This is a genomic window from Jannaschia donghaensis (assembly GCF_001403795.1).
Classification (GTDB): domain Bacteria; phylum Pseudomonadota; class Alphaproteobacteria; order Rhodobacterales; family Rhodobacteraceae; genus Jannaschia; species Jannaschia donghaensis.
Genome location: NZ_CXSU01000005.1, coordinates 493,690 through 515,597, shown reverse-complemented (window position 1 = coordinate 515,597; position 21,908 = coordinate 493,690). Strand labels below are relative to the sequence as shown.

The following is a 21,908-nucleotide window of genomic DNA, read 5'->3' as shown; positions in this document are numbered from 1 at the left end:
ATGATCCGCCCGCTTCTTCTTGCCATGCTGATGGCCCTGCCGGTCCACGCCGACACGCCGAAGCCCGATTGCATCGTCCTGCTGCACGGTCTTGCGCGGTCCGATGCGTCGCTTCTGATCCTGGAGGAGGCGCTGCTGGCACAGGGCTATCGCGTCGCCAACAGCGATTACGACAGCACGGCCGACACCGTCGAAGGTCTGGCGCAGACGGCCGTATCGACCGTCGTCGCGCGCTGCGACGGGGCACCGACCGTTCATTTCGTCACCCATTCGATGGGCGGTATCCTGTTGCGCCAATGGATGGCCGAAAACACCCTGCCCACGCTTGGCCGCACGGTAATGCTGGCCCCACCCAATCAGGGCTCCGAAATCGTCGATACCCTGGGCGACATCGCGGCTTTCGACTGGATCAACGGGCCCGCCGGCGCGCAACTGGGCACCGATGGCGTGACCACGCGGATGGGCCCCGTCTGGCCCGGCGTCGGGGTGATCGCGGGCACGCGCAGCCTCAACCCGATCTGGTCCACGATCCTGCCCGGTCCCGACGACGGCAAGGTCTCGGTCGCTTCCACCCGCGTGGACGGGATGGACGATCATATTGCGATGGGTGTCACGCATACCTTCATGATGAACCAACCGTTGGTCATCGCGCAGGTTCTGACGTTTCTGGAAACGGGGCATTTCGATCCCGACCTGACGCTAACCGAAGCGGTCGTCACCATCGCCGGCGACTGATCCCGGGGGTCACTCCGGCAGCAGGCCCTTTTCGTCCAGCGCGGCGATCAGCGGGGCGATTTCATCGGCGCTCTTCCTCCAGCCATCCTTCGAGGAGCGATAGAGCGGCTGGCGCACCTGCGCGAAGCTGAGGGTCTTCACATCACCGGCATGCTCGTGGAACGACAGAACGCGGTCGTCCCACTCCAGACCGGCAAAAGACAACAGCGCACGCGACTGTCCTTCAAGATCGTCGAGCAGATCTTCGTAGGCGATCCGGTGCACCACGCCCGGCAAAGCGCTCTCCCAGAACGCGACGGCATCGCGGAACAGCCCGATCTGTTCGGCGATACCCGTCTGCGTGGCGGCGTAGCGGTGCGTCCCGTCGCGAAAGGCGTTGCGCCAGATCGACAGACCGACGTCGCGCGGATCGCGGGTGACCACCACGATCCGCGCCTTCGGCAAGATCGCCTGCACCAACCCGATGTCGAAGAAGGTGAAGATGGATTTATCGGTGATGCGGCCCACCTCCGCCCCCACCGCGCGGCGGGCAGCGGCGGCATAGGCCTCGCCCGCTGCCGTCAGATCCGCCCCGGTGGGCGCGGTCCCGGCGGCGATCTGCGCGGTCAGGTCCGCGACGCTGCCCTGCAACACCCCCAGCTCCCCCCCGGCGGTGACGTCGGGGTGCGCGGCCAGGATCGTCTCGACCAGGGTCGTGCCGGATCGCGGCAGGCCGGTCACGAAGATCGGGGCAACGTCGACCTGGCTTGCGGCACCGCCCTGCCGGGCCTGCCTGAGCGCGGGCCACGTCACTTGTGTCGCCCGCTCCAGCACGGCCCCCAACTGGCGCGGATCGTAGGGATAGCTGCGCAGCATCGAGGCATTCGCCTGCGCCAGATGTGCGGCGGCGGCGGGCGCGTCGTGCGGGGCCAGCGCGCGGGCCAGCGCATAGTCCAGCATCCGGCGTCCGGTTGCGGGCAGATCCCGACGATCCAGCGTGCGCCGCATCAGTGTGATCGCCGGATCGTCAGCCGCCAATCGGGTGCCATAGGCCAGCGCCCGCGCGGCAACTCCGTCGGCGGGGTCCGCGATCAGGGCGGCGCGCAGGTCCGCCTCCGCCCCGGCAGTATCGCCAAGCGATTGCCGTTGCTGACCGCGCGCGGTCAGGGCGACCGCATCGTCCGGCGTCGCATCCAGGATACGGTCCAGCACCTCCGCGGCCCCCGCCGTGTCGCCCGCGTTGCGCAGAACGCGGGCCAGCAGGCTCAGCCGGTCGCGGGCCTTGGCCGACCGCTGGCGGGCGAAACGGACCGCGTCATCGGGCCGGTCAAACTGAACGGCCGCCTCGGCGGCCAGCGCCAGGACGGCATCGTCCTTCGGGTGCCGGGCCAGCAGGGCCTCGGCAATGGACACCGCGCGCGGTGCCAGCCCCGCCTGCAGCGCGATCCGCCCATAGATCAGCTGCGCGGACACCGACAGGGGCGCGACCTGTGCAGCGCGGCGCGCTTCCATCAGGGCACCGGCCAGATCGCCCGAGCTTAAAAGCGCACGTGCCAGCGCCAGGCGCAGATCGACGGCATAGGGTTCCAGTTTCAGTCCCTGACGAAACGCCTCCAAGGCCTGCGGCAGCCGGCCAGCGGCCTGACGCGCCTGACCCAAATGGTACCAGACCACCGCGCCGGGTCGCGCCTTCAAAAGCGGGATCGCACGCGCCTCCACCGCGCGCGGATCGGCGGTGGATTTCGACAGTGCGGCGATGTCCGCCTTGGTCGCGCTGCTGGTTCCCATGGCGCGGGCGCCCTGCCCGCCACCCGCCGCTTGCACCATCGCGACCAGCGCCTGCGGCAGGCCGGCTTTGCGCGCCTGCGCGGTGATTCTGCCGCCTCTGCCCTGCGTCGCCTCGAACAGCGCCGCCTCCATCCAGACGACAGGCTCCTTCGGGGCCAGGGTCAGGCACTGCGCAAAGGCGGCCCGCGCGGCGTCGGGCTGGCCCAGCTGCGCCTGGGCGCGGGCCAATTGCAGCCACGCCTCGGCCGCGCGGGGGTGCGCCTCGACCAAGGGGGCAAGCAGATCGCGAGCGTCAGATGCACGCTCCGCATCCAGGGCGGCGCGGGCGCGGGCGAGCACTTGGGCAGGATCGGCGGAACCGTCGGTCATGAGGTCGCGTAACACGGCAAAACGCGCACCGAAAAGGGCGAACGAAACCGATTGTTTCCCAACGAGCCATAGATCACAGGCCCAGCGAACGGCTAGGAAGAGGCAGCGGTGGGGGCCGCATTTGCCAGGACGGCCTCGTCATGACTGCATATCAGCGGCTTCCCACCGCCTCGTTCAGCCCGGTTCCGGGCCTCGATGGCGAGGACCAGGGGGCTGAAAACCGCACCTCCGCCTCCTACGACCTTGCATGGATCGACCACCGTGGCGCGGCCACCTGGGATCGGCGGTCCCTGCCCGACACCCCCGAAGTGGAAGCTGCCGTCTCCAGCTTTGCGCGCGGTGCCATGCTGCGCAGCCCACGGGGCCCGGTCGCGGTGGAGGATCTGATCCCCGGTGATCGCGTCGTGGTGCGCGGCGGCGGCACGGCCCAGATCGACTGGATCGGATCGCGCAGCTACTCCATGCAGGGCGAGCGGCCCATATTCTACCGCGTCGCGGCGCGCGCCTTCGGGGCTTCCGGTCCGGACGCCGATATCCTGCTGGGCGCGTCGGCCCATATCCTGATCGACAGCAAGCGCTGCCTCGACCTTGTCGGCGCCACATTGGCTTTTGCGCCGATCGCCGCCTTCGAAGACGGCCATGCCGTTGCCGCCGTCGTGCCGCCGGGCGACGTCACCGTCTATGGCATCGCCTGCCGCGGGCAGGAGGCAATGTTGGCCGCGGGCCTTGCCATCGAAAGCTACCACCCCGCGCGCGCCACAGGCCGCAGTCTGACGCGGACGGTGTTGGCCGATATGGCGAAACTCTTCCCGCAGACGACCGGCGGGGCGGGGTTCGGTGCCCCGCGCATTCCCTATCTGACCGCGTCCGAAGCGACGAGCCTTGCGATGGCCGGGGTCTGAGCACCGCTTTACCGCGCACGTCGATGCTGTAGGTGTCGGGCCAAAGCATCAGCCGAGGCCCGTTATCCCATGCAGATCATTTCCGCCCTGTCCGAGGTGTCCGACCGCTATCCGGCCCTGTTCGTCGACCTTTGGGGCTGCGTCCATGACGGGCTCAAGCCCTTGCCCGGCGCGGTCGAAGCGTTGCAGGCCTACCGTGCGGGCGGCGGCGTGGTCATCCTCGTGACGAATTCGCCCCGCCCGCGTGCCGGCGTCGCCGCCCAGATCGAGGATATCGGCGTCCCCGACGACGCCTATGACAACATCGCAACGTCAGGCGATTCGGCGCGGGTCGCGATGTTCGATGGCGCGGTGGGCAACAAAGTCTGGCATTTGGGCCCCGATCACGACGCTGGATTCTTCGACCCGCCCGCCATCCTGTCCAATCCGACCCCGATCGAACGCGTTCCGTTGGACCAGGCCGAAGGCATCGTCTGCACCGGCCCGTTCGATCCCCTCGCCGACCCGTCCGACCTGCGCCCGCAATTCCTGGCCGCCAAGACGCGGGGGTTGAAGCTTCTGTGTGCGAACCCCGATATCGTCGTCGACCGGGGGGAAAGGCGGGAGTGGTGTGCCGGCGCGCTGGCGAAACTCTATACCGAAATGGGCGGTGAGAGCTTGTATTTCGGCAAGCCGCATCCGCCGATCTACGACCTTGCCCGGCGCCGTCTGGCCGCGATCAAGGAGGTGTCGGACGCGGGCATCCTGGCCATCGGCGACGGGCCGGTAACGGATGCGTCGGGGGCGATGGGCGAAAATCTGGACCTTCTGTTCATCTCGGGCGGACTTGGCGCGGTTGAAACCGGAACCGCCCCCGGCGGCGATCCGGACCCGACGAAACTGAACGCTTATCTGGCCCAGACGGGCGTTTCGCCGACATACGTGATCGGAACGCTTCGGTAATGATTGCTTCTTGCGCGCATCCCTGACGCATTTTTATTGCGTCGGGGATTGCCGCAATGCGGCGTGGGCGCTATGTCATATGGAAGGATACCCCCGGAGGATGACGCCATGCTCGACAACATGCCGCGCGGCACGATCTGCATCGAGGACATCGAAATCGGCATGAGCCGGTCATTGCGCAAGATCGTCACCGACCGCGACATCCAGTTGTTCGCCGAGGTATCGACCGACCACAATCCGGTGCATCTGGACGACGACTACGCCCGCGACACGATCTTCGAGGGCCGCATCGCCCACGGGATGCTGACCGCAGGCCTGATCTCTGCCGTCATCGGGGAGCAATTGCCCGGCCATGGCACCGTCTATCTGGGTCAGACGCTGAAGTTTCTGGCCCCTGTGCGCCCCGGTGACATGGTGGAAGCCGTCGTGACCGTCACCGATATGGACCTGTCCAAGCGCCGGGTGACGATGGAAACACATTGCGCCATCGACGGCAAAAAGGTTCTCAGGGGCGAAGCCGTGGTGCTGGCCCCGTCGCGCAAGTTCGACTGACGCGGCCCGCCGGGGCACAGGTGCCGCCCGCGATATTCGCGGATCAACGGCGGCCTGCGCTTGCGCCTTGCGATCCGTCGGGCTAGCCGCATTTCATGCGGATTTTCCGGGATCATAACGACATTCCTGCGGACGCGCGCGGTGCATCCGCCGCCATCGGCAATTTCGACGGCGTGCATCTGGGACACCGATCGGTCCTCGATCTGGCACGCCGCGACGATACCCCCCTGGCCGTCGTGACGTTCGAGCCGCACCCCCGCGAGGTCTTTGCCCCCGACGCGCCGCCATTCCGCCTGATGTCCCCCGCCGCCCGCGCGAACCGGCTGGCGAAGTTGGGCGTCGATCTTCTGTTCGAATTGCCGTTCGATACCATCGCACCGCTGACGGCAGAGGCGTTCATGTCGGACGTTCTGGCGAACGGCCTGGGGTTGACCCACGTCGTGACCGGCGCGGATTTCAAGTTCGGCAAGGGACGCGCAGGCGACGTCGGCGTGCTACGCTCGGGCGGTGCGCGGCTGGGGTTCGACGTGTCCGTCGCGGCCCTTCTGGGCGATACCTCACCCGTCTCCTCGACCGCGATCCGCACTGCCCTGACCGACGGGCGCCCCCGCGACGCGGCCGCCATGTTGGGCCATTGGCACCGGATCGAAGGCCCCGTCCTGCACGGCGAAAAGCGCGGGCGAGAGCTGGGATATCCGACGGCGAACATGGGGCTGGACGGTCTGCATCTGCCCAAGCTGGGCGTCTATGCCGTCCTGGTCGACGTGCTGGAGGGGCCGGATGCCGGGACGTATCACGGCGTGGCGTCGCTGGGCGTGCGGCCGATGTTCGGGGAGAATACGCCCAATATCGAAACCTTCCTGTTCGACTTCGAGGGCGATCTCTATGGCAAACAGATATCCGTCGCGCTGATCGACTTCCTGCGTCCCGAAATGACGTTCGACGGCCTGCCGGGCCTGATCGCGCAGATGGACGGCGACAGCGCGCGGGCGCGCGACATCCTGACCGCGCTGCCCGACCCGGTGCCCGTCCATGGATGACCCGATCGACCGGGACGGGCTGCGCCCGCGGTTCTGGGAACGGGGGCTGAATGCGCTGACGCCGAAGGAATGGGAGGCGCTGTGCGACGGATGCGGCAAATGCTGCCTCAACAAGCTGGAGGATGACGACACCGGCGAAGTCGTCTTTACCCGCATCGCCTGTCGCCTGTTCGACGACCAGACCTGCCGCTGTTCGAATTACGACGACCGGCTGCGGTTCGTGCCCGAATGCGTGGTGCTGACGCCGGAAACCCTGCCGAAGGCCGCGTATTTCATGCCCGACACCTGCGCCTATCGCCGCCTGCACGAAGGCCGCACATTGCCGGTCTGGCATCCGCTGCTGACGGGCGATCCGATGTCGCCGCACAATGCGGGCGCGTCGATGATGGACGAAACCCTGTCCGAGACGCAGGTCCACGAGGACGACTGGGAAGACCATCTGATCGAAGAACCGACCGGAGGGGCGTGATGAACCTGAACTTCGCATCCGACAACACCGGGCCCGTGCACCCGAAAATCATGGCCGCGATGGTCGAGGCCAATGCCGGCGCGGCGATGCCCTATGGCAATGACCCATGGATGCCGCAGGTGACGGAGCGCATCCGCACGATCTTCGACTGGCCCGAGGCGGAAGTCCTGCTTGTCGCGACAGGCACCGGGGCGAACGCGCTGGCGCTGGCCGGTCTGGTGCAACCCTGGGACAGCATCCTGTGCCACCGCATCGCCCATATCGAGGAAGACGAATGCGGCGCGCCCGAATTCTTCACCGGCGGCGCGAAACTGGTCCTGATCGACGGGGCGCAAGGCCGGATCGGCGCGGATGCGCTGACTGCACAGATCTCGCGCACGGGCGGGTCGGTCCACAACGTTCAGAAGGGCGCGCTGTCGCTGACGAACGTGACCGAGGCGGGAACGCTCTACTCCCTGGATCAGCTCGCGGAACTGACCACGATGGCGCGCGATGCGGGGTTTGCCACGCATCTGGACGGCGCGCGCTTTGCCAACGCCTGCGCCGCGCTGGACTGTTCGGCCGCCGACATGGTGCGCGGTTTCGACATGGTCAGTTTCGGCGGCACCAAGAACGGCTGCATGGGGGTGGAAGCGATCGTGATGCGCGATCCGGCGCTCCATTGGGAAATGCAGCTGCGCCGCAAGCGCGGCGCACAATTGTGGTCCAAGCACCGCTTTCTGTCATCGCAGATGCTGGCCTATCTGGAAGACGATCTGTGGCTGGACACGGCGCGCGCCGCGAATGCCGCCGGCCAGCGTCTGGCCAAGGGTCTGGCCGACATCGGCGCGGTCCTGGAATGGGAACCGGGCGCGAACCTGCTGTTCGCCCGCCTGCCCCGCGCGGCCCATGAGCGCGCGCGGGCGGCGGCGAAGTACTACGTGATCGAGGAGGCGGAAACGCCGCTTTGCCGCTTCGTGTGCGATTACACCAAGACGGATGCGGAGGTGGACGGCTTGCTGGACGTCATGGCCGGCTGACCGAACGGTCGCGGATCGGCTCCGCGACCGTCGCTGCGTTACGCCTTGGGTGCGGACGTCTTCGCCGCGCCACCGTCCATCGCATCCAGACGGGCCTTGAGGGCGTCGTTTTCCTCGCGGGCCTTCTGAGCCATGGCGCGCACGGCGTCGAACTCCTCGCGGGTGACGAAATCGCGGTCGGCCATCCAGCGATCCATAAGTGATTTCATCGCCGTCTCGGCCTCCTCGCGGGCCCCTTGGGCCACGCCCATCGCGTTGGTCATCAGTTGACCGATATCGTCCATGATGCGGTTGCGGGTCTGCATGTGTCTGGCCTCCGGGTTGTTTGCAGACATATGGGGGCGCGGGTCCCGGTCCTCAAGGATTGATCTTGTCGCGGGGGGCGGGCATTGCATCGCCATGATTGCCACCCTCCCCCTCGTGCTGCCCTTTCCCGATGTGTCGCCGGACATGTTCACGATCCCGGTGATCGGCTTTGCGGTCAAATGGTACGCCATGGCCTATATCGTCGGCATCCTGGGCGGCTGGGCGATGGGCCGGTGGCTGGTGTCGCACCCGCGTTTGTGGCCCGGCGGAACGGCCCCCATGACCCGTGCGCAGGTCGAGGATGTGATGACCTGGGTCGTTCTGGGCATCGTTCTGGGCGGGCGCATCGGCTATGTCCTGTTCTATCAGCCCGAAATCATCCTGGGCGATCCAATCCAGATCCTGAACCTGCGCGGCGGCGGCATGTCGTTTCATGGCGGCGCGATCGGCACGGGGCTGGCCGTTGCGATCTATGCCTGGCGCAAGGGCATATCGGTACCTGCCATCGTCGATATCGCGGCCCTGTGCACGCCCCTGGGCCTGGGCCTGGGCCGCGTTGCGAACTTCATCAACGCCGAGTTGTGGGGCCGCCCATCCGACGCGCCCTGGGCCGTCGTGTTTCCCGGCGGGGCCGCGCAGGCCTGCGCCAACGTGGGCGAGGTCTGCGCCCGTCACCCGAGCCAACTCTACGAGGCGATCCTCGAAGGTCTGATCCTGCTCGTCGTGCTCTGGATCGTGGCACTGCGCGGGGGGCTCAAGACGCCCGGTCTGGTCTTCGGCCTGTTTCTGATCGGCTACGGGGCCGCGCGGACCTTCGTCGAATACTTCCGCCAGGCCGACGCGCAGTACATCACGCCCGACAATCCGCTGGGCCATGTCGTCGGCGGGCCGGAGTTCGGCTTGACCATGGGACAGCTTCTGTCGCTGCCGATGGTCGCAGCCGGGCTTGTGGTGCTGGCCATCGCCCTGCGTTTCCGGCGCACGTGACGGCAACGCTGCGCGATCATCTGCTGGGCCGCATCCGTGCGGCGGGGCCGCTGACCGTGGCTGACTACATGGCCGATTGCCTGCTGCATCCGACGCTGGGCTATTATTCCACCCGCGATCCGCTGGGGACGGCGGGTGATTTCACCACCGCACCGGAAATCAGTCAGATGTTCGGAGAGATGCTGGGCCTGTGCCTGGCTCAATCCTGGGTCGATCAGGGCTGCGCGCTCCGCTTTGCACTGGCCGAACTTGGCCCCGGGCGCGGTACGTTGATGGCCGACGTCCTGCGGGCGGGCCGCGCGGTGCCGGGCTTCGACGCGGCGGCACAGGTGCATCTGGTCGAAGCCTCCGCTCCGTTGCGCACTGCGCAGGCCCGGACCCTCGCCCCCCGCGCGGTCACGTGGCACGACACCGTCGACACCCTGCCCGACGATGTGCCGCTGTTTTTGCTGGCGAACGAATTCCTCGACGCGCTGCCGATCCGGCAGCTTGTGCGCGACGGGGGCGGCTGGCGCGAACGGCTGGTGTCGGACCGGGACGGCGCGCTGACCTTTGCCCTGTCGCCGCCGATGCCGGTGCCTGAGCTGGCGCACCATGATGTGCCCGACGGCACGCTGGTCGAGCGCTGTCCCGCCTTGGCCGGGGTGATCGCATCGGTCGCCGCGCGGCTGTCTGGTGGCGGCACGGCGATCTTCGTCGACTATGGCCACTGGCGCAGCCGGGGCGATACCCTGCAGGCGCTGCGCGACCACGCGCCCGAAGATCCGCTGGCAAACCCCGGTCAGGCCGACCTGACCGCGCATGTCGATTTCGAGGCCATCGCCGCGGCCGCACACCCCGCCCGCCACAGCGCGATGACGCCGCAGGGTATCCTGCTGGAGCGTCTGGGCATCACCGCGCGCGCACAGGCCCTGGCCCGCAACCTGACTGGACCGACGCTCGCCGCGCATATCGCCGCGCATCGCCGCTTGACCCACCCCGGCGAGATGGGCGACCTTTTCAAGGCGATGGCCCTCGTCCCGACGGGGGCAGACCTGCCACCGGGATTCGACGGATGACATTGGAAGCGCTGACCTCGGACTTGCTTGGACCGGTCCACCACGGGTTCTTCACCCGCAAGGGCGGCGCGTCGTCGGGCATATTCGAAGGGCTGAACTGCGGCCTGGGATCGTCGGACCAGACCGAGGCGGTGGAACTCAACCGGGCCCGCGTGGCCGAGGCGATGGGCGGCCCGCTGCACGGCGTGCACCAGGTCCATTCGGCCGATGTGGTCGTCATCGACGGCCCGCTCAGCGATGTGACCGACCCCGACGGCAACCCGCGCCGAGCCGATGCACTCGTGACAAATGTGGCGGGGCAGGTCCTGACGATCCTGACGGCGGATTGTCAGCCCGTGCTGTTCAGCGACCCAGACGCGGGGGTGATCGGCGCCGCGCACGCGGGCTGGAAAGGCGCGCTTGGCGGTGTGTTGGAGGCTACGATCGAAGCGATGCAGGGGTTGGGTGCGGACCCGAAAAACATCCGCGCGGCCATCGGCCCGTCGATCAGTCAGGCATCCTACGAAGTCGGGGTCGATTTTCCGGAGCCCTTCCTGAATGACGACCCCGAAGCGAGTCGCTTCTTTTCCAACGGAGAGGCCGACCGCTACATGTTCGATCTGCCCGGCTACGGTCTCTGGCGGATCCGCCGGACGGGTGCGCAGGCCGAATGGACGGGGCATTGCACCTATCTCGACCCGGGCCGCTTCTATTCCTTCCGCCGCACGACCCACGCGGGCGAGGCGGATTATGGACGGCTGATCGCGGCGATCCGACTCTGAGGCCGGGCACCGAACGCCGCACCCCAATTTCTGACACAATCCCGCCGCCGAAAGACCAAGGCGCGGTCCAACGTCCGCCCCGTGTCCCCCGCATACCGGTTCCAACGCAACGATATGCCGGAGGACGTCATGTCCCGTCAGACCTGGATGGATCGCACCATCGAAGCCGCCCGCGATGCGGATGTGCAGATGCCCTGGACGCGCCGTCGTCCCGCGCCCCTGGTTCTGCCCGAACAGGTACCGGCGCAGCAGACGGCCGCCCGACAGGCCTGATCCCGAACACCATTGTGATTGGTCGGGGGTGTCGAGTGTGCCTCCTCCCGCGACCGAACCCGAACGCGGCCCTCTCTGCCAACCGGGCCGCGTTCGGACTAATCCACCGCCCGCACCGCAGCTCCCAGCGCGGCAACCGATGCGACCACATCGGCGCGTGTCGTGCGGTGATTGACGATCGCGGCACGCAGGCAGCTTACCCCCTCCACCATCGTGGTCGAAAACACCGCATCGCCGTCGATCTGAAGTCTGGCCGCAAGATCCGTGGCCTTGCCACGCGCGGGCCGGATCACACAAAGGTTCGACACCACCGGCGCGGCCAGGTCCAGAACATCGGATGCCTCCGCCAACTCGCCCATATAGGCGGCCTGCTTGCAGTTGTCGGTAATCTGCGCGCCCAGGGCTTTGGTGCCGATCCCTTCGACGGTGGCCCAGACCTTGAGCGCGGTGAACCCGCGCGACAGCTCCAACCCATAGTCCGTCGCCCACCACGCGCCGCCCGCCAGCCCCGCGCCGCCCGCCGCCAGATATTCGGGCCGTTCACGGAACGTCTTGAGGTGCAGATCCTCGTCCCGGATCAGGACGGCCCCGGCGGCATAGGGCACGGCCATCCATTTGTGGAAATCCATCGCCACGGAATCCGCCTGTTCGATCCCCGCCGACAGATCGCGCCAAGGCGCGTCGGCCAGCCGCGACCAGAAACCGAAGGCCGCATCGCAATGCAGCCACAGATCTTCGTCGCGCGCCACGTCGGCCACCGCGTTCAGATCATCGTAGGTGCCCAGGTTCACCGACCCGACCGTGCCGACCACCACAAGCGGGTGCAGCCCGGCGGCGCGGTCCTGCGCGATGGCTGCGCGCAGCGCCTCGACATCCATCACCCCGTTCGGGGCCGCGACCTGATGGGTCGCGTCGGCCCCGTGGCCCATGACCTCCAACGCCTTCTTGACGCAGCTGTGCCCGCCCTTGGCGATATACACCCGCATCTCGGGCAATCCCGCTAATCCTTTGGCCCGTACCTGCGGAAAGGCCCGCATCCGCGCGCAGGACAGGGCAAGGATCGTTGCCTGCGACGTGCCAGACGTCATCAACCCCGACCCGTCGGGCCAACCCGCGACCCCGTGCAGCCAGTCGATCACCGCACGCTCGACGTAAGCCCCGCCCTGATCGCGCCCGCCCATATTGGCGTTCATCGTCGCGGCGACCATTTCGGCGGCCACGCCCGTCGCGGTCCCGGTACCGTGGACCCAGCCATAGAACCGCGGATGCGTGTTGCCGGTCGCATGGGGCACGATATCCGTGAATACTCTGTCGAACAGCGGGCCGGTCGCCTGACCCGCTCCGGTTATCTTGACCCGGTCGGCCATGTCGGCGGGCGGGGCGATCCACGGCGTATCGCGGGCGGCGCGCAGCCGCTCGACGCAGCGGTGTGTGATGTCATGCAGATCGGCCTCGAAGGCATCCCAATCGACGGGGTCAATACGGTGTCCTTCGGTCATCGCGCCGCCTCCATGTCCGACAACGACGCGCCTGGCGTCAGCATGTCGGGGTCCAATTTCAATTCGATGATCGCCAAGGTGCCGCAGGCCAGGGCCGCCTCCAGCGCGGGGGCGAAGTCGTCCTGCGTCTCTACCGTCCAGCCCTGCCCGCCATAGGCCCGCGCGAAGGCGGCGAAGTCGGGATTGACCAGGTCGGTGCCCGACACGCGGCCGGGGTAATGCCGCTCCTGATGCATGCGGATGGTCCCGTAGCGTCCGTTGTTGGCGACGATCACGACGGGTGTCGCGCCGTGCTGCACCGCCGTCGACGCCTCGTTGCAGGTCATCTGGAAACACCCGTCGCCGGCCAGGCAGATCACCGGCACGTCGGGTCGATGGATCGACGCCGCGATGGCGGCTGGAAATCCATAGCCCATAGAACCGGAGGTCGGGGCCAGTTGCGTGCCATACTGCCGCCAGCGGTAGTATCGATGCAGGAACGCGGCATAGTTGCCTGCCCCATTCGTCAGGATCGCATCGTGGGGCAATACCGCGTCCAGATGGGCGATGACTTGCTCCATCTTCACAGCGCCGGGCGTCTGCTTGGGCGCAAGCCACGCCTCGTACTCCGCCCGCGCCTGTGCCGTCCCCTCGTGCCAGCCCGGCAGGGCGGTGTCGTCCGCCGCGAGTGCCACCACCACATCCGGGGCCCGCCCCACGATGGGCAGCGACGCGCTCCAGACGCGGTTCAACTCGTCCGCGTCGGGATGGACATGTATCACATTCGGCGCGTCCCGCACCGGGTCCAGCACGTCGTATCCGCCGGTGGCGATGTCGCCGAGCCGGGTGCCCAGCGCCACGATCAGGTCCGCCGCTTTCAGCCGCGCCATCAGTTTAGGGTTCGGTCCGACGTTCAGGTCGCCGACATAGCTGGGCGAGGCGTTGTCGATCCGGTCCTGCCGCCGAAACGCCACCGCCACCGGCAGACCATGACGCTCCGCCCATGTCTTCAGCGCGTCCGACGCCGCCGGCGACCACTGCGACCCGCCGACGACGATCAGGGGGCGCTCCGCCTCGCGCAGCCGCCCCACCACCGCGTCCAGATCGGGCACCGCAGGCACCGGCACCACGACTGCCGCCCGATCCGGCACGTCGGCGACGTCCGACAGCATATCTTCGGGCAATGCCAGCACCACCGGCCCCGGTCGGCCCGATTGCGCCACGGAAAACGCGCGGGCGATGTATTCGGGCAGGCGGTCGGTCGCATCGACCTCAGCCACCCATTTCACCAGCCCGCCGAACAAAGCTCGGTAATCCACTTCCTGAAAGGCCTCCCGATCGCGGTGGCCGCGCGCGATCTGGCCGACGAAACACACCACCGGCGTCGAATCCTGCATCGCGATGTGCAGTCCCGCGCTGGCGTTCGTGGCCCCCGGACCGCGCGTGACGAAGACGACCCCCGGCGTGCCAGTCAGCTTGGCCGTCGCTTCGGCCATCATCGCGGCGCCGCCCTCCTGCCGGCAGACGACGTTGCGGATGCCCGCGTCGTGCAACCCATCGAGTGCAGCAAGAAAACTCTCGCCGGGAACCGAGAAGACACGCTCGACACCCTGGATGCGAAGTTGATCCGCCAGGATCCGGCCACCATGTCGCATCGTGCTCACCTCTCCGGAACGCAGTCTTGCGGGCAGTCGAAACGGAAAGACCTGCGAATGTCCACCGCCCCCGGGCCCCGCCGGGCCGAAGGCGGCATCCTGTGGCAGTCGACACCCCCCGGACCCGGGCGATGGCTCAGATCAGGCTGCGAACGATCAGGACGCCCGCCGCCGTGCCCGCAAGGCCCAGCGCCCAGGGCCGGATCGACCGCTTGGCAACGCGCGCCGCGAACGGCCGCACCGCCCACAGCGTGACAGGAACCGCCGGGGCCAGCACCGCCGCGAAGGCCAGATGTCGAAGGCCGATCACGCCCGCCACCAGAAGGGCCGTGATCGACACCGCCATCCCGAACGCGAAGAATACGTTCTGGGTCGCCGCTGACCGTCGCGCCTCCACATCTGAATAGACGATGGCCATGGGCGGCGCGCCGATCCCCGTCAGGGTGCCCATCACGCCCGCGACCGTCCCCGCCGCGAACAGCGTGGGCCCGGTCAGGGGCAGGCGCAGGCCCAGCAGCGTCAGCCCGACCGCAAGCCACACCAGCAGGCCCGTCACCAGCGGCAGAGCCGCGGTGCCGACGACCCGCGCCGCGATCCAGGCCGCGATGCCCGCCCCCAGCGCGCGGCCCGCAAACCCCGGCGGCAGATCGCGCAGAACGACCGCGCTGCGATCCGACAGAAACGACCCGGCCCCGACGCAAAGCCCCACCAGAAGCACCGTGCCGGGCAGATAATCAGGGGCCAGAAGCGCCAGCATCGGGGCCGCGACCATCCCGAACCCCTGTCCCGCCAAGCGCTGCACCGCCGTCCCGACTACCACCGCGATCAGGCACGCCGCCCAGACACCGGGGGACGGCAAAAGTTCAATCACGGATCGAGACTTCGATCAGGTTTCCGTCCGGGTCGCGCAGGTAGATCGACGTGATCGGCCCGGTCGCGCCGGTGCGTGCGACCGGCCCCTCCTCGACCGCGACGCCTTGCGCGGCCAGATGCGCCTGCCAGATCGCCAGCGGCACGTCGGTCAGAAAACACAGATCCGCCGTACCGGGACCGGGATGCGCCGCCTTCGGCTCCCACTCCGCCCCGGCGCGGTGCAGGTTGATCTTCTGATCCCCGAACGTCAGCGCCAGCCGCGTCGACCCGTCGGCAGGGCGAAAGGTTTCGCGCCCCGTCCCCAACACATGGGCATAGAACGTCGCCGTCGCCTCGGGGTCGGCAACTGTCAGGACAAGGTGGTCCAGACCCGTCAGCCGTGGCCGACCGTCTTTCGCATCACGACTGTCCACGACGGACCGGCCCGCCGCCCGGTCAGACCCCGGCCGCGACGATGGCATCGGCCAGTATCGGCACGGTCGCCGCATTCAGCCCGGCGATGTTCATTCGACTGTCCCCGACCATGTAGACGCCGTGATCGCGTCGCATGACCTCTACCTGCTCGGGCGTGGCCCCCAGCAGAGAGAACATACCGCGATGGGCCGCCAGAAAACCGAAGCGGTCCGATCCCGTCCGCGCCCGCAGGGCGGTCGCCAATGCCTCGCGCAGGGACAGCATCCCCTTGCGTACGTCCTCCAACTCCGCGGCCCAATCGGCGCGCAGCGTATCGTCGGTCAGGATCATCTGGACCACGCGCGCCCCGTGATCGGGCGGGAAGGAGAAGTTCAGCCGGTTGAGCGCCGCCATCGCGCCCTGCGTCACCTGACGACGCTTCGCCGACGGGGCGATCGCCATCAACAAACCCGTCCGTTCGCGGTAGATGCCGAAATTCTTGGAACAACTGGCGGCGATCAGCGCCTCGGGCACCTTGGACACAAGCGCGCGCAACCCGGCGGCATCGGCGTCCAGTCCATCCCCGAAGCCCTGGTACGCGATGTCGACGAACGGAAGCAGATCCCTTTCGACGATCAGGTCGGCCACCGCATCCCACTGGTCCAGCGTCAGGTTGGCACCGGTCGGGTTGTGGCAGCAGCCGTGCAGCATCACCACGTCGCCCGTGGCCGCGCGGCCCAGATCGTCCATCATGGCGGCGAAATCGACGCCCCCGGTTTCTGCGTCGAAATATCGGTATTCGCGCACGGGCACGCCCAGATAGTTCGCGATCGCAGGGTGGTTCGGCCAGGTCGGCATCGACAACCACAGCGCCGCGTCGGGTGCCGCCATGCGGATCAGCTCCAATCCCTGCCGGATCGCGCTGGTGCCGCCCGGCGTCGCCACGCAGGCCAGCCGATCCGCGGGCCACGCGTCGCCCAACACAAGACGGGACAGCGCGTCGGCAAAGACCGGATCGCCGGCCAACCCGGTATAGACCTTGGTGTCCTGCGCCTCGACCAACTGCCGCTCCGCCGTCTTCACGGCGCGCATCACCGGGGTCAGGCCGGTCGCATCCTTATAGACGCCGACGCCCAGGTCGATCTTGGCCTCGCGGGGGTCTTCGCGGAAGGCCGCCATCAGCGCCAGGATCTTGTCGGGGGCCTGCGGGGTCAGGGCGCTTAGCATCGTGTCAGCCTCTCTCGATCTTCAGGTCCGGATACATGCCCCATTCGGCCCAGCTGCCGTCATAGAGCGAATGGTCGTCGTGGCCCAGCCGCGCCAGGCCAAGGTTCAGGACCGCCGCCGTAACGCCGGATCCGCAGGTGGTGATGACGGGCCGGTCCAAGTCGATGCCAGCCGCGATGAAGGCCCGCGCCAGATCGGCCCCGTCCTTCATGCTGCCGTCGGGCCGGAACAACTTGGCGATCGGCAGGTTCTTCGATCCGGGGATGTGACCGGCCCGCAGTCCCTCACGCGGTTCGGGCGCGTCGCCCCGGAACCGCGGCGCGCTGCGGGCGTCGACGATCTGCGCGGTGCCCAGCTTGGCGGCCTGCGCGACGTCCGTCACGTCGCGCATCAGTGCGGGCTGACGGGTGACCGTCATGTGCCGATCGCGGATCGTCGGCGGCTCCGATGTCACAGGCCGGCCCTCGGCCCGCCATTTCGACAAACCGCCGTCCAGCACCGCCGCCCGCTGACCGAACAGCCGAAACAGCCACCAAAGCCGGGCGGCCGAGAAGACGCCGCCGTCGGCCCCGTCATAGATCACGACCGTATGTCCGTCGCCGACGCCCATGCGGCGCATCCGGGACATGAACTTCGGCGCGGGCGGGGCCATGTGCGGCAGCGCGCTGCGCCCGTCGCTGACCTCTTCCAACGGAACGAAACGCGCGCCGGGGATATGCGCGGCCTCGTATTCGGCCCGCGCGTCGCGGTCCGCATCCGGCAAATACCACGAGACGTCGATGATCCGCAGGTCGGGCGACGTCAACCGCTGCGCCAGCCAGCGGGTCGAGACCAGCGTGGCGGGATCGTCGCGGGTGTTGTCTGTTGCGGGATTGGACATCGGGGCCTCGAAACACGGGGGAAACGTCCCGCGCGGCTTACGCCGCTTGCGGGCGGGGTGCAACGCGCGGGGGCTTGCCTTGCACGCGCACGCCCCCTAAACGGCGGTCTTCGACCGGGCGGACACCCTTGGAGGCCGCCCCTTTTATCATATGGAGAAACATCATGGCTAAAGAGATTCCGGATCTCGTGGCACATGCACGCGCGGGGACAGGCAAGGGGGCCGCTCGCCAGGCACGTCGGGACGGCATGGTCCCAGGCGTGGTTTATGGCGGCGGGGAAGATCCCATCGCCATTCAGATCCCCTTCAACGAGCTTCTCAAGAAGCTCAAGGCCGGCCGCTTTCGCGCGACGCTCTGGAACCTGAAGGTTGAGGGTCACGACGACGTCCGCGTCATCGCCCGCGACGTCCAGCGTGATGTCGTCAAGGACCTGCCGACCCACCTGGACCTGATGCGCCTGCGCCGCACGTCCAAGGTCAACCTGTTCCTTCCGGTCGTCTTCGAAGGCGTTGAAGGACCCCCCGGCGACAAGGCCGGTGGCGTGCTGACCGTCGTGCGCCCGGAAGTGGAGCTGCGCGTGACCGCCGGTGACATTCCCGATGCGATTACGGTCGACTGCTCGGGCATGGAAATCGGCGACACCGTCCACATCTCGGACGTCACGCTGCCCGAAGGGTCGAAGCCGACCATCGACCGCGACTTCGTCCTGGCCAACATGCAGGCCCCGGCCGCGCTGCTGGCGGAAGACGACGATGAGGATGAAGTGACCGAAACCGAGGTCATCAATCAGAACGCCGACACCGTAATGGGCGAGGAGGCGGACGGCACCTGACGCCGCCCACCCCATATCATGAACGTCAGACGGGCGCGGTGGGAAACCACCGCGCCCGTTTCTCATTCAGGTCCGAGCGATCATTCGTCGCCGTAGCCGATCGCGGCACCGGTCCCGCGCACGACCAATTTGCCGGCCCCGACGCCCGTCTTGACGACGGTCTTTCCAGCAAACAACGTGGTGTCGACGGTGCGGTCGACCACACGTTCGGCGGAACAGGCGGACAGGCCGGCGATCAGGGCGGCGACGAAGGCGATACGAGTGAAGGTCATGGCAGAACTCCGTTTTGCGTCGGCGATTGCGGCGGTGGAAGGGGCGACGCGCCGTCCCGGCCGTGGAAGGGCACTGCCTTCCGATGCCCCCTTATGCCAATGCCTCATACAAAAGAAAAACGAATAAGAATTGCAGTTCATCGCATTTCTGCTCATACATCTTTCATGGATATCGCTCTCATCCGCACGTTCCTTGCCGTGTCCGACACCGGCAGCTTCGTCGCCGCCTCCGCCCGTTTGTTCGTCACCCAATCCGCCGTCAGCCTGCGCGTGCAGCGTTTGGAGGATCAGTTGGGCCAGACCCTGTTCACGCGGTCCAAGGCCGGGGTCGCCTTGACACCGTCGGGCCGTGCGTTCGCGCCCTATGCCACCAGCCTCGTCAAACTGTGGGAGGAAGCCCGCCAACAGGTCGCTGTCCCCCGCGGATATGCGCAATCGCTCACCATCGGGGCGCAATACTCCCTCTGGCCGCGCCTGGGATTCCGTTGGATGGATGCGCTGCAACGGGCCCGCCCGACGCTGGCGTTGCGCGCCGAAGTGGGAATGCCCGACCGCCTGACGCGGTTCCTGATCGAAGGAGTCGTGCAGGCGACCCTCACCTACATGCCGCAATCGCGGCCCGGCCTGACGGTGGCGCCGGTAATGGACGATGAGCTGATCCTCACCTCCTCGTTCCCTGCCGATGGCATGGACGCCGTCGCACCGCATTACGTCTTCATGGATTGGGGCGCGGAATTTACGCGCGCCCACGCCACGGATCTGCCCGGTCTGGCCGACAGCGGGGTCAATCTGTCGTTGGGCGCGTTGGGTGCGCATTACATCGTCAACCGTCACGCCGCCGCTTATCTGCCCGCCCGCGCGGCCCAGCCCCATCTGGACGCCGGTCGTCTGCATCTGGTCCCCGGCGCACCCACCTTCCCCTATCCGATCTGGGCGGTTTTCCGCGACGACCTGACACCGGACATCGCCGAAGTCGCGCGTGACACGCTGGCAGCCGTTGCCACCGATGCGGAGGACGCACAGGGCGATATCATGCACGAATTGGAACGGTTGACGGGTCACGAGGTCGAAACCCTGGGCGACCCTTAGTTGGTCATGTCCTGAAGGCACAGCGCCCCGACATAGACCACCGACAGCGTGACACTTTGGAAGCCGATGCCCGCGGGCCCCTGACGGTCCCGTCGGATCAGACCTGCACGCTTGATCGAAACCACAAGAACGATACTATCGGCCACCGCGAAAATCAGAAGGAGGATCGGTGTGGACAGGTCTGTGAACATCGGCCCGGCTCCGATTTAATGGAGCCATACCACCGGCCGGCCCGCGCAGTCCCGTTACTTAAGCTGTGAATCCTTGCTGCCGCGGCGATTGATGCCCCCACGCGGCGCATTCCGCGTGTCCCGCTGGCCCGCGCAGTCGATGCACAGCTTGACGCCCGGCAACGCCGCGCGCCGCGCGTCCGGGATCGGCTCCTCGCAGTCGGCGCAATGCGTCAAGCTCTGGCCCACCGGCACCTTGCGGGCCTTGAGCCGCGCCAATTCGTCGTTGATCGACGCTTCGATCTGTTCGGACACGGCCCCGTCCTTGGCCCAACCACCCGCCACCGGTCAGACCCGCATTTCGACGACCGGGGCGAACCCGCCGAAGATCATGCGCTTTCCATCGAAGGGCATGTCGGCCATTCCGTCCATCTCGGCGGCGAACTCGGGCGACATCATTTGGGCGTTCGCGGCATCATGCGTCGCCTTGTCGGGCCATTCGATCCAGCTGAAGACGACGGTCTCTCCAGGGCGCGCCTTCACAGCCATCGGGAACGATGTGACCGTGCCGTCAGGCACGTCGTCGCCCCAGGTTTCCACCTGTGCCAGCGCGCCCAGCGGCTTGAAGATGGTTTGCCACGCCTGCTTGGAATGGGTTATGAAATCGGCCTTGTGATCGGTGGGAACCGCGGCCACGAAACCGGCGTAATACGACATCTCGACCTCCTGTCGGCGTAATCAGATCTTACCATGAACGCGCGCGAAAACGAAAAAGGTCCGCATCTTGCCGGTGCGGACCCTTGTCGTGGTGCGAATGATCCGGGGTCGGGAACCCATCCGGATCGAAACCGGATCAGGCCGAAACCATGCCCTTTTCGCGCGCAAGTTCCTTCACGCGCTTGGACAGTTTCTCGAACGCGCGCACCTCGATCTGGCGAATTCGTTCGCGGCTGACCTCGTACTTGGTCGACAGGTCTTCCAGCGTCACCGTCTCCTCGGACAGGCGGCGCTGGGTCAGGATGTCCTTTTCGCGGTCGTTGAGGACATCCATGGCCTCGGTCATCATGTCGATACGCGTGTCGAACTCGTCCTTTTCGGCGTAGTCGCTGGCTTGATCCGCCGAATCGTCGGCCAGCCAGTCCTGCCACTGCGTCGTGCCTTCGCCATCCGATCCGACCTGCACGTTCAGCGACGCGTCGCCGCCCGACATGCGCCGGTTCATAGACGTCACCTCGGTTTCGGTCACGCCAAGGTCTTTGGCGATGCGGGCGACATTCTCGGGCCGCAGATCGCCTTCTTCCAACGCGCCGATGCGGTTCTTGGCCTTGCGCAGGTTGAAGAACAGCTTCTTTTGCGCGCTGGTGGTGCCCAGCTTGACCATCGACCACGACCGCAGGACGTATTCCTGAATTGCGGCGCGGATCCACCACATCGCATAGGTGGCAAGGCGGAAGCCCTTTTCGGGGTCGAACTTCTTGACGGCCTGCATCAGGCCCACGTTCGCCTCGGAGATGACTTCGGCCTGCGGCAGGCCATAACCGCGATATCCCATGGCGATCTTGGCGGCCAAGCGCAGGTGCGACGTGACCATCTGGTGCGCGGAATCTGTGTCACCCTCTTCAACCCACCGCTTGGCGAGCATGTATTCCTGTTCCGGCTCCAGCATCGGGAACTTGCGGATTTCCTGCAGATAGCGGTTCAGACCCGCTTCGGGGTTCGGTGCCGGAAGATTGGCGTATGTGGCGGCCATGTCGGTCTCCCTCATGTTAATGGGCTTAACACCCCTTGCGTCAGAGGTGGTGTGCCCCGGCGGAAACTTCAAGATGTGGGGGGTCACGGGTCTGTCATACCCATGATC

At 67.1% G+C, this 21,908-nt stretch carries 26 protein-coding genes; 13 read left to right on the top strand and 13 right to left on the bottom strand.

Going from position 1 to position 21,908, the window contains the following annotated elements; all coding sequences use genetic code 11:
- Positions 1–735, top strand: coding sequence for an esterase/lipase family protein (locus JDO7802_RS03185; protein WP_055082498.1), 735 nt, complete (start codon positions 1–3; stop codon positions 733–735).
- A gap of 9 nt (positions 736–744) precedes the next feature.
- Here JDO7802_RS03185 and JDO7802_RS03180 read toward each other — a convergent pair whose 3' ends face one another.
- Positions 745–2,871, bottom strand: coding sequence for a tetratricopeptide repeat-containing sulfotransferase family protein (locus JDO7802_RS03180; protein ID WP_055082495.1), 2,127 nt, complete (start codon positions 2,869–2,871; stop codon positions 745–747).
- Positions 2,872–3,011: 140 nt separating this feature from the next.
- Between JDO7802_RS03180 and JDO7802_RS03175 the strand changes: the two genes are divergently transcribed.
- From JDO7802_RS03175 to JDO7802_RS03150, 6 genes are all read left to right on the top strand, one after another.
- A complete protein-coding gene (locus tag JDO7802_RS03175; protein ID WP_055082493.1) occupies positions 3,012–3,773 on the top strand; it encodes a Hint domain-containing protein in 762 nt (253 codons plus the stop codon).
- A gap of 69 nt (positions 3,774–3,842) precedes the next feature.
- A complete protein-coding gene (locus JDO7802_RS03170; RefSeq protein WP_055082491.1) occupies positions 3,843–4,715 on the top strand; it encodes a TIGR01459 family HAD-type hydrolase in 873 nt (290 codons plus the stop codon).
- A gap of 108 nt (positions 4,716–4,823) precedes the next feature.
- The gene (locus JDO7802_RS03165; protein ID WP_055082489.1) at positions 4,824–5,267 is read left to right on the top strand and encodes a MaoC family dehydratase; all 444 of its coding nucleotides are present in this window, start codon (positions 4,824–4,826) and stop codon (positions 5,265–5,267) included.
- A 95-nt stretch (positions 5,268–5,362) separates the two neighbouring features.
- On the top strand, positions 5,363–6,307 hold the full coding sequence (locus JDO7802_RS03160; protein WP_055082487.1) for a bifunctional riboflavin kinase/FAD synthetase: 945 nt from the start codon (positions 5,363–5,365) through the stop codon (positions 6,305–6,307).
- Positions 6,300–6,776: a YcgN family cysteine cluster protein gene (locus tag JDO7802_RS03155; RefSeq protein ID WP_055082485.1), complete on the top strand. Its 477-nt coding sequence runs from the start codon at positions 6,300–6,302 to the stop codon at positions 6,774–6,776. Before JDO7802_RS03160 ends, JDO7802_RS03155 begins: the two co-directional genes overlap by 8 nt.
- Positions 6,776–7,795, top strand: a complete 1,020-nt coding sequence (locus JDO7802_RS03150) for a threonine aldolase family protein (protein ID WP_055082483.1) — start codon at positions 6,776–6,778, stop codon at positions 7,793–7,795. The genes JDO7802_RS03155 and JDO7802_RS03150 overlap by 1 nt, the downstream gene beginning before the upstream one ends.
- Before the next feature lie 38 nt (positions 7,796–7,833).
- On the opposite strand, the gene JDO7802_RS03145 is transcribed toward JDO7802_RS03150, so the two are convergent.
- Positions 7,834–8,100: an accessory factor UbiK family protein gene (locus JDO7802_RS03145; RefSeq protein WP_055082481.1), complete on the bottom strand. Its 267-nt coding sequence runs from the start codon at positions 8,098–8,100 to the stop codon at positions 7,834–7,836.
- A 94-nt stretch (positions 8,101–8,194) separates the two neighbouring features.
- Here JDO7802_RS03145 and lgt point away from each other — a divergent pair, with 94 nt between their 5' ends.
- The 4 genes from lgt (at position 8,195) to JDO7802_RS18165 (ending at position 11,180) form a co-directional block, all read left to right on the top strand.
- Positions 8,195–9,088, top strand: coding sequence for a prolipoprotein diacylglyceryl transferase (gene lgt, locus JDO7802_RS03140; protein WP_055082479.1), 894 nt, complete (start codon positions 8,195–8,197; stop codon positions 9,086–9,088).
- Positions 9,085–10,146, top strand: coding sequence for a class I SAM-dependent methyltransferase (locus JDO7802_RS03135; protein ID WP_055082477.1), 1,062 nt, complete (start codon positions 9,085–9,087; stop codon positions 10,144–10,146). Before lgt ends, JDO7802_RS03135 begins: the two co-directional genes overlap by 4 nt.
- Positions 10,143–10,907: a peptidoglycan editing factor PgeF gene (gene pgeF, locus JDO7802_RS03130; RefSeq protein WP_055082475.1), complete on the top strand. Its 765-nt coding sequence runs from the start codon at positions 10,143–10,145 to the stop codon at positions 10,905–10,907. Before JDO7802_RS03135 ends, pgeF begins: the two co-directional genes overlap by 4 nt.
- A gap of 129 nt (positions 10,908–11,036) precedes the next feature.
- Positions 11,037–11,180, top strand: a complete 144-nt coding sequence (locus JDO7802_RS18165; protein WP_187298084.1) for a hypothetical protein — start codon at positions 11,037–11,039, stop codon at positions 11,178–11,180.
- Positions 11,181–11,278: 98 nt separating this feature from the next.
- On the opposite strand, the gene JDO7802_RS03125 is transcribed toward JDO7802_RS18165, so the two are convergent.
- The 6 genes from JDO7802_RS03125 to sseA form a co-directional block, all read right to left on the bottom strand.
- Positions 11,279–12,679: a pyridoxal phosphate-dependent decarboxylase family protein gene (locus JDO7802_RS03125; protein WP_083480986.1), complete on the bottom strand. Its 1,401-nt coding sequence runs from the start codon at positions 12,677–12,679 to the stop codon at positions 11,279–11,281.
- Positions 12,676–14,313 carry a thiamine pyrophosphate-binding protein gene (locus JDO7802_RS03120; RefSeq protein ID WP_055082473.1) on the bottom strand — a complete coding sequence of 546 codons (1,638 nt, stop codon included), beginning with the start codon at positions 14,311–14,313 and terminating at the stop codon, positions 12,676–12,678. Before JDO7802_RS03120 ends, JDO7802_RS03125 begins: the two co-directional genes overlap by 4 nt.
- 136 nt (positions 14,314–14,449) lie before the next feature.
- Entirely contained in the window at positions 14,450–15,184 is a 735-nt protein-coding gene (locus tag JDO7802_RS03115; RefSeq protein WP_245624093.1) for a TSUP family transporter, read from the bottom strand.
- Positions 15,177–15,599, bottom strand: coding sequence for a VOC family protein (locus JDO7802_RS03110; RefSeq protein WP_055083008.1), 423 nt, complete (start codon positions 15,597–15,599; stop codon positions 15,177–15,179). The genes JDO7802_RS03115 and JDO7802_RS03110 overlap by 8 nt, the downstream gene beginning before the upstream one ends.
- Before the next feature lie 22 nt (positions 15,600–15,621).
- Complete coding sequence (locus JDO7802_RS03105) at positions 15,622–16,806, bottom strand: amino acid aminotransferase (RefSeq protein WP_055082471.1); 1,185 nt, start codon at positions 16,804–16,806, stop codon at positions 15,622–15,624.
- A 4-nt stretch (positions 16,807–16,810) separates the two neighbouring features.
- On the bottom strand, positions 16,811–17,686 hold the full coding sequence (gene sseA / locus JDO7802_RS03100; protein WP_055082469.1) for a 3-mercaptopyruvate sulfurtransferase: 876 nt from the start codon (positions 17,684–17,686) through the stop codon (positions 16,811–16,813).
- Between the two features lie 164 nt (positions 17,687–17,850).
- Between sseA and JDO7802_RS03095 the strand changes: the two genes are divergently transcribed.
- Positions 17,851–18,519, top strand: a complete 669-nt coding sequence (locus tag JDO7802_RS03095; protein WP_055082467.1) for a 50S ribosomal protein L25/general stress protein Ctc — start codon at positions 17,851–17,853, stop codon at positions 18,517–18,519.
- A gap of 80 nt (positions 18,520–18,599) precedes the next feature.
- Here JDO7802_RS03095 and JDO7802_RS03090 read toward each other — a convergent pair whose 3' ends face one another.
- Positions 18,600–18,791 (bottom strand): hypothetical protein, encoded by a 192-nt coding sequence (locus JDO7802_RS03090; protein ID WP_055082465.1) that lies wholly within the window; start codon positions 18,789–18,791, stop codon positions 18,600–18,602.
- Between the two features lie 165 nt (positions 18,792–18,956).
- Here JDO7802_RS03090 and JDO7802_RS03085 point away from each other — a divergent pair, with 165 nt between their 5' ends.
- Positions 18,957–19,880 (top strand): LysR family transcriptional regulator, encoded by a 924-nt coding sequence (locus tag JDO7802_RS03085; RefSeq protein ID WP_055082463.1) that lies wholly within the window; start codon positions 18,957–18,959, stop codon positions 19,878–19,880.
- On the opposite strand, the gene JDO7802_RS03080 is transcribed toward JDO7802_RS03085, so the two are convergent.
- The 4 genes from JDO7802_RS03080 to rpoH all read right to left on the bottom strand — a co-directional run bounded on the left by JDO7802_RS03080 (position 19,877) and on the right by rpoH (position 21,800).
- Positions 19,877–20,071 (bottom strand): hypothetical protein, encoded by a 195-nt coding sequence (locus JDO7802_RS03080; RefSeq protein WP_055082461.1) that lies wholly within the window; start codon positions 20,069–20,071, stop codon positions 19,877–19,879. The genes JDO7802_RS03085 and JDO7802_RS03080 overlap by 4 nt on opposite strands.
- A 54-nt stretch (positions 20,072–20,125) precedes the next feature.
- Positions 20,126–20,395 (bottom strand): DksA/TraR family C4-type zinc finger protein, encoded by a 270-nt coding sequence (locus JDO7802_RS03075; protein WP_055082459.1) that lies wholly within the window; start codon positions 20,393–20,395, stop codon positions 20,126–20,128.
- Between the two features lie 3 nt (positions 20,396–20,398).
- Positions 20,399–20,767 (bottom strand): DUF1428 domain-containing protein, encoded by a 369-nt coding sequence (locus tag JDO7802_RS03070; RefSeq protein ID WP_055082457.1) that lies wholly within the window; start codon positions 20,765–20,767, stop codon positions 20,399–20,401.
- Positions 20,768–20,903: 136 nt separating this feature from the next.
- The gene (gene rpoH, locus JDO7802_RS03065; protein ID WP_055082455.1) at positions 20,904–21,800 is read right to left on the bottom strand and encodes an RNA polymerase sigma factor RpoH; all 897 of its coding nucleotides are present in this window, start codon (positions 21,798–21,800) and stop codon (positions 20,904–20,906) included.
- Between the last annotated feature and the right edge of the window lie 108 nt (positions 21,801–21,908).